This is a genomic window from Neobacillus rhizosphaerae, assembly GCF_050477885.1.
Classification (GTDB): domain Bacteria; phylum Bacillota; class Bacilli; order Bacillales; family Cytobacillaceae; genus Neobacillus; species Neobacillus rhizosphaerae_A.
Map to the genome: position 1 here is coordinate 1 of NZ_JBCNAC010000080.1, position 5853 is coordinate 5853.

The following is a 5853-nucleotide window of genomic DNA, read 5'->3' on the forward strand; positions in this document are numbered from 1 at the left end:
ACCCGAGGGGCTAGGCGCTGAAGCTGGACGATTCTCAAAGTCGAAATTTACTTTCCTAAAATGTAAAAAAGAAGCCATCGAGGCTTCTTTTTTACCATTTACCATTTTTTAAATATTCTTTTAAAATGGTTTGATGCAAACCTGGTTTTGCGGTGAACAAAGAATCATTGGAAATAAAATTCAGTTTTTCACCTCTTAAATTTGTTACTACTCCACCAAGTTCTTCTACAATGATTGCCCCTGCAGCAACATCCCATGGAGATAACCTCATCGACAAATACGCATCAACCCGGCCTGTTGCCACAAACACCATTTCAAGTGCGGCCGTTCCATATGAACGAGTCCCCCTTGCAGCTCTAACTAGTGGGATCATTAAATGATGATCAATACGGTGATTCTCCATAACCCAGGTAGCATTTAGAGCAAGGATGGAATCCTCCAATTTTGCTTCTTTTAAGGGTGGGATGGGCTTATCATTTATAAAGGCGCCATCCCCACGTTTGGCATGGTATAACTCATCATGAACTACATCATAAATAAGTCCTACTTGGCCTATTCCGTTTTCGTACACGCCAAGAGAAATGGCAAAATTCCTTTGTTGATGGATAAAATTCATCGTTCCATCTATCGGATCAATCAGCCAGACAACCCCCTCAAGGGTTTTAAATTCGTCACCAAATCCTTCTTCCCCCATAATATGATGACTGGGATAAACTTCCCTAATTTTCTTTATAAAAAACTGTTCTATTTCTTTATCCATATTCGTTACGAGATCATTACGGTTTGTTTTCGTCTGGATATTCAATGTCTTATCAAAGGATAATCGAATAGTCTCTCCGGCTTCCTTTACCCATTGCTTGGCATGAGTATAAACTTCTTCCCAATTCATTATTTACCTCCAATGATCTTATTTTCCAATGTATGTAGTATGGAACATGACCATTCCATTGATGTACTTATAGCTTAATCAAATTAAGGGGGCACATCAACTTTTTGACATATTTTGTTTTAAGTTAAATTAATCACACACATGCACAATAATAAACGAACTCCCCTTACTGAATTTCCGGAGTTCGTTTAGGTAAATCCCTTCACTATTCTTTTTCTGTCCCTTCTTATATGTTTCCCTTTAGATAAATAAGTACTTAGGGTTCATAAAAGTGCTATTAAAGAGCCTTTAAACGTAATAATTCCTGACGAATTCTCTCTAACTTTTGTTTACATTCCTTCATTTTCTTCTCATTCTTCTCTTCAATTGCTTCAAATAATGTAGCTAATTCATAATCCATTTCTAATCTTAATACAGCTGTTCTTTCCTTTTCGCCTGCTTTTTTTAAAGAAGTATTCATTAGTTGTTTCATCTTTCTTCTCCCCTTTCTTTTTATTACTTATTTTTCAGATTATTTTTTTTTTACTGTATAATATGAGTCTGCTTGATATGTTGCAACAAATATGTGCTCTTACCTAGAAGAGCAACAAACTTCTTCAATTTTCTCTACTATGCTACAATAAGTGACAAATGGCTTGTTGGAGGTATTTTGATGGATTTCAAGGGATTTACACATGAGGATTTTGATGTTTTTTTAATAGATGGCTTAGAGGCAAGAATGGAAGCATTAAAAAGTACTATTCGTCCAAAACTTGAAGAACTTGGTCAATATTTTGCACCTACCTTATCTACACTTACTGGTGATGAAATGTTTGTACATGTAGCTAAACATGCTAGAAGAACAATCAATCCACCAAAGGATACATGGGTTGCATTTGCCAATAATTCTAGAGGATATAAAATGCTTCCCCACTTTCAAATTGGGTTGTGGAATACCCATTTATTCATTTGGTTTGCAGTTATATATGAAGCACCATCCAAAAATACAATTGCTGAGAGATTTCTAAAAAAAGCAAATAAAATATATAAGGAAGTTCCGTCTGAATTTGTATGGTCACTTGACCACACGAAACCAGATACAGTAAATCAAGACGAGCTTTCTAAGAAAGAATTAATAGCTATTTTCGAAAGGCTAAAGAGGGTAAAAAAAGCAGAATTACTATGTGGTTTAACCATCGATAAAGAAAGGGCAATTGAGTTGGGTGCTGAGGGGTTGATCCAGCAAATTGAACATGTTTTTCAAGCAGTTGCACCGTTATATAAACTAGCTCAAGATATAAAATAAAAAAGCTTGTTATTAAAATTTTGGTTACGATAGAACTTATTTATTTTTCTCATTTTGCTATTAGGTGGATTGTTGGGTCACGTAGAACCTTTCTATGTTACCCAAATCGTTCTCAGTTGGCTTGTTCGGTCACGTAGAACCTTTCTATGTTACCAAATCGTTCACAGTAGCTTGTTCGGTCACGTAGAACCTTTCTATGTTACCCAAATCGTTCACAGTTGACTTGTTTGGTCAGGTAATACCCTTGTATGGTACCCATTTGGCTTATATTTGCTGATTCAAAACAAAAAAAAGACAGCTCCCAAGATAACTCGGGAGCTGTCTTTTTTACATTTTAATTTTGTCACCTGATGAGGCTTCTTTGGCTTTTTTAATTGTACGATACGAAGAATAACCACTTATCTCTTCAAACTCGCCACAAACAGTCTTTTCTTCAGCTATGCTAGGAACTATTTCCTTAAACCGACGATAGACCTTCATTAACTCATCACGTTCAATTCCTTTTTCATATGCTTTTTCGATGGCCTCAAAGAATTTAATTACATCAACAATCTCATCGGTGGACCAGCTGTAATCAATTGGGTATTGGTACTCCATTGTTTCACCTTCTAACTATTTTCAATAGGCCTTGTTAAAGTTGTCTGTTGATTTCCGTTCCAGGCGCTTCGCTTTCCGCGGGCAGTCGGGGAGCCTCCTCGTCGCTTTGCTCCTGCGGGGTATCCCCTGACACGCTACTCCCGCAGGAGTCTTCGCGCCTTCCACTCCAATCAACAGGGTATAAAATCAACAATGTTCTTTAACACTGCCTTTCAATAAAGAGTATGATACCTTTATTTTCCCCACTTTGCACGAATTTCTTCCGCTTCTATTATCATCCGCTCAAATAGCTCTCCTACAGATGGCACATCTTTTATTAAACCCATTACTTGGCCAGCCCACGCAAACCCTTCATCTTCGGCTCCCTCGTAGATATAGCGTTTATTCGCAACTCCACTAATAAAGTCCTTTAACTCAGTATAGTCACCTTTATTTTTCTCGATTTCAAGGATTTTATCAGTCCAACCATTCGCGATCGCTCTTGCTGGTGTTCCTAACGACCTCTTGATCACAACCGTATCTGATTCTGAGCCTTCTACTAACCTTTTCTTATAAAGTTCATTTGCATGAACACATTCCTTTGTGGCAATAAATCTTGTTCCCATTTCAATTCCCTCTGCCCCTAGACTAAGCGCTGCCATTAATCCTCTTCCATCTCCAATTCCACCAGATGCGATAACAGGAATGGAAACAGCATCTACGACTTGAGGGATTAATACCATGGTCCCTATATCATCCCTGCCTAGGTGGCCACCACCTTCCTGACCTACAACCATTACTGCATCTGCACCTAGTTCTTCAGCTTTGACTGCCTGCCTTCTTGCAGCAACAAGGACTAGTGTTTTTATTTGGGTTCCTTTTAACTGTTCAAATATCGGAGCCGGATTTCCCCCGGTCATGGAAACGACAGGAACTTTTTCATCAATAGCAACCTGTAAAAATTCTGAAAACGATCTGCCATGTTGACCTATTGCAAAATTGACCCCAAATGGATTGTTCGTTAATTGCTTCACTTTTCGGATTTCCTCGCGCAAATGATCGGGATGACTCAAGGACATCGCAGTAATCTGACCAAGTCCCCCGGCATTGGAGACAGCGGCAGCTAATTCAGAATACGCTAGATAGGCTAAACCGCCTTGTATGATTGGATATTGAATGTTTAAAATCTCGGTAACTCGTGTTCGCCAATTCAAATGAAATTCCCTCCTAAATGTTAATTACTTGTTATTTCGTCTTAAAAGGTTAATTTTCCTCTCTTAATGGGAAACTAACTTGAAACAAACAAAAGCGTTAAGGGAGAAATAAATCCTATGCAATATAAAAGAATAGTGCTATAATTCCTTTGTTTTATGTTTTTCTTGACTGATTTTAAGAGTATTTTTTTATAAAGAGGTGTAGTTAGATTGTCACAAAATCAAACACCGTTATTTAGCGGTTTATTGGAACATGCAAAAAAAAATCCTACTCAGTTTCATATTCCTGGCCATAAAAAAGGGGCTGGAATGGATCCAGAGTTTCGCCAATTTATCGGTGATAACGCCCTATCTATAGACCTTATTAACATTGGTCCACTTGATGACTTACATTCACCTAAGGGAATGATTAAAAAAGCACAGGAACTAGCAGCAGAAGCGTTTGGCGCCGACCATACCTTCTTTTCTGTTCAAGGTACTAGCGGTGCTATTATCGCGATGGTGATGGCTGTTTGTGGCCCTGGTGAGAAAATTATTATCCCAAGAAATGTTCATAAATCTATTATGTCTGCAATTGTTTTCTCTGGTTCTATTCCGGTGTTTATTCATCCGGAAATCGACCGGGAATTAGGGATTTCTCACGGAATCACTCCAGAAGCAGTAGAACGGGCATTACAACAGCACCCAGATGCGAAGGGGGTATTAGTAATTAATCCAACCTACTTCGGAATTTCTGGTGACCTAAAGAAAATCGTTGAAATTGCTCATTCTTACAATATTCCTGTTTTAGTAGATGAGGCGCATGGTGTTCACATTCATTTTCATGATGAACTTCCTCTTTCAGCTATGCAGGCTGGTGCAGATATAGCAGCAACTAGCGTCCACAAATTAGGTGGCTCTATGACTCAGAGTTCCATTTTAAATGTACGAGAGGGGTTAGTCTCTGCCAAGCATGTACAATCGATTTTAAGCATGCTTACAACGACTTCAACATCCTATTTATTATTAGCATCACTTGATACTGCCCGAAAGCAATTAGCAACAAAAGGGAAGGAGTTAATTGATCGAACGATCAAATTAGCGCAATCCACTCGTAAAAAAATTAATGAGATCGAACATATTCGTTGCATCGGTGAAGAAATTTTAGGCTCTAATGCCACATTTGATTACGACCCAACCAAACTAATTATCTCAGTGAAAGATTTAGGGTTAACAGGTTACGATGTTGAGAAATGGTTGAGAGAAAATCATAACATTGAAGTAGAGCTTTCTGACCTGTATAACATCCTTTGTATTATCACACTTGGTGACACAGAAGTAGAAACAAATCTCTTAGTAAAAGCCCTGAAAGAGCTTGCTGAGGAATGTGCACACCGTTCCACAAAGGTTGAACCAGTTGAAGTTCTTTTACCTGAAATCCCTGTACTGGCTTTAACCCCTAGAGATGCTTTTTATGCAGAGACCGAAGTGATCCCATTCGATGAATCTGAAGGAAGAATTATTGCGGAATTTGTAATGGTTTATCCTCCAGGGATTCCAATTTTTATCCCAGGTGAGATTATCACTAAGGAAAATCTTCATTACATTAAGGAAAATCTAGAAGCCGGCTTACCTGTACAGGGGCCAGAAGATGATGAAATGAAAACCATCCATGTAATAAAAGAGTATAAAGCAATTAAATAAAATTAAGAAATACCGGGCAAAAACCGCCCGGTCCTTTTTTTGTTAGAGAATATCCGAATCTGTATACTATGCCATGGACTTCCTTATAATATCCTGGATACCCCACCACATTTTTCGCATGAAAATATTTGTGGAAATTGGTTCCCATCATCCTTTAGGTCAAGAAATTTTTTATGTTTACCGGTCCGTGAGCTTTTCCCCTTACC

At 38.3% G+C, this 5853-nt stretch carries 6 protein-coding genes; 2 read left to right on the forward strand and 4 right to left on the reverse strand.

Annotation, left to right across the window (positions count from 1 at the left end):
* Window positions 1-91 precede the first annotated feature (91 nt).
* Window positions 92-889: an inositol monophosphatase family protein gene (locus ABES03_RS10745; protein ID WP_430117288.1), complete on the reverse strand. Its 798-nt coding sequence runs from the start codon at window positions 887-889 to the stop codon at window positions 92-94.
* A gap of 277 nt (window positions 890-1166) precedes the next feature.
* Window positions 1167-1361: a hypothetical protein gene (locus ABES03_RS10750; protein WP_308080315.1), complete on the reverse strand. Its 195-nt coding sequence runs from the start codon at window positions 1359-1361 to the stop codon at window positions 1167-1169.
* A gap of 180 nt (window positions 1362-1541) precedes the next feature.
* Here ABES03_RS10750 and ABES03_RS10755 point away from each other — a divergent pair, with 180 nt between their 5' ends.
* Window positions 1542-2174, forward strand: a complete 633-nt coding sequence (locus ABES03_RS10755) for a YktB family protein (RefSeq protein WP_430117289.1) — start codon at window positions 1542-1544, stop codon at window positions 2172-2174.
* Window positions 2175-2501: 327 nt separating this feature from the next.
* Here the strand turns inward: ABES03_RS10755 and ABES03_RS10760 are convergent, their stop codons facing one another.
* Both ABES03_RS10760 and ABES03_RS10765 read right to left on the reverse strand, forming a co-directional pair.
* Window positions 2502-2771 carry a UPF0223 family protein gene (locus ABES03_RS10760; protein ID WP_307289118.1) on the reverse strand — a complete coding sequence of 90 codons (270 nt, stop codon included), beginning with the start codon at window positions 2769-2771 and terminating at the stop codon, window positions 2502-2504.
* A 233-nt stretch (window positions 2772-3004) separates the two neighbouring features.
* Window positions 3005-3964, reverse strand: a complete 960-nt coding sequence (locus ABES03_RS10765) for an NAD(P)H-dependent flavin oxidoreductase (RefSeq protein WP_430117290.1) — start codon at window positions 3962-3964, stop codon at window positions 3005-3007.
* A gap of 210 nt (window positions 3965-4174) precedes the next feature.
* Between ABES03_RS10765 and ABES03_RS10770 the strand changes: the two genes are divergently transcribed.
* Complete coding sequence (locus ABES03_RS10770) at window positions 4175-5647, forward strand: aminotransferase class I/II-fold pyridoxal phosphate-dependent enzyme (protein ID WP_430117291.1); 1473 nt, start codon at window positions 4175-4177, stop codon at window positions 5645-5647.
* The last annotated feature ends 206 nt before the right edge of the window (window positions 5648-5853 follow it).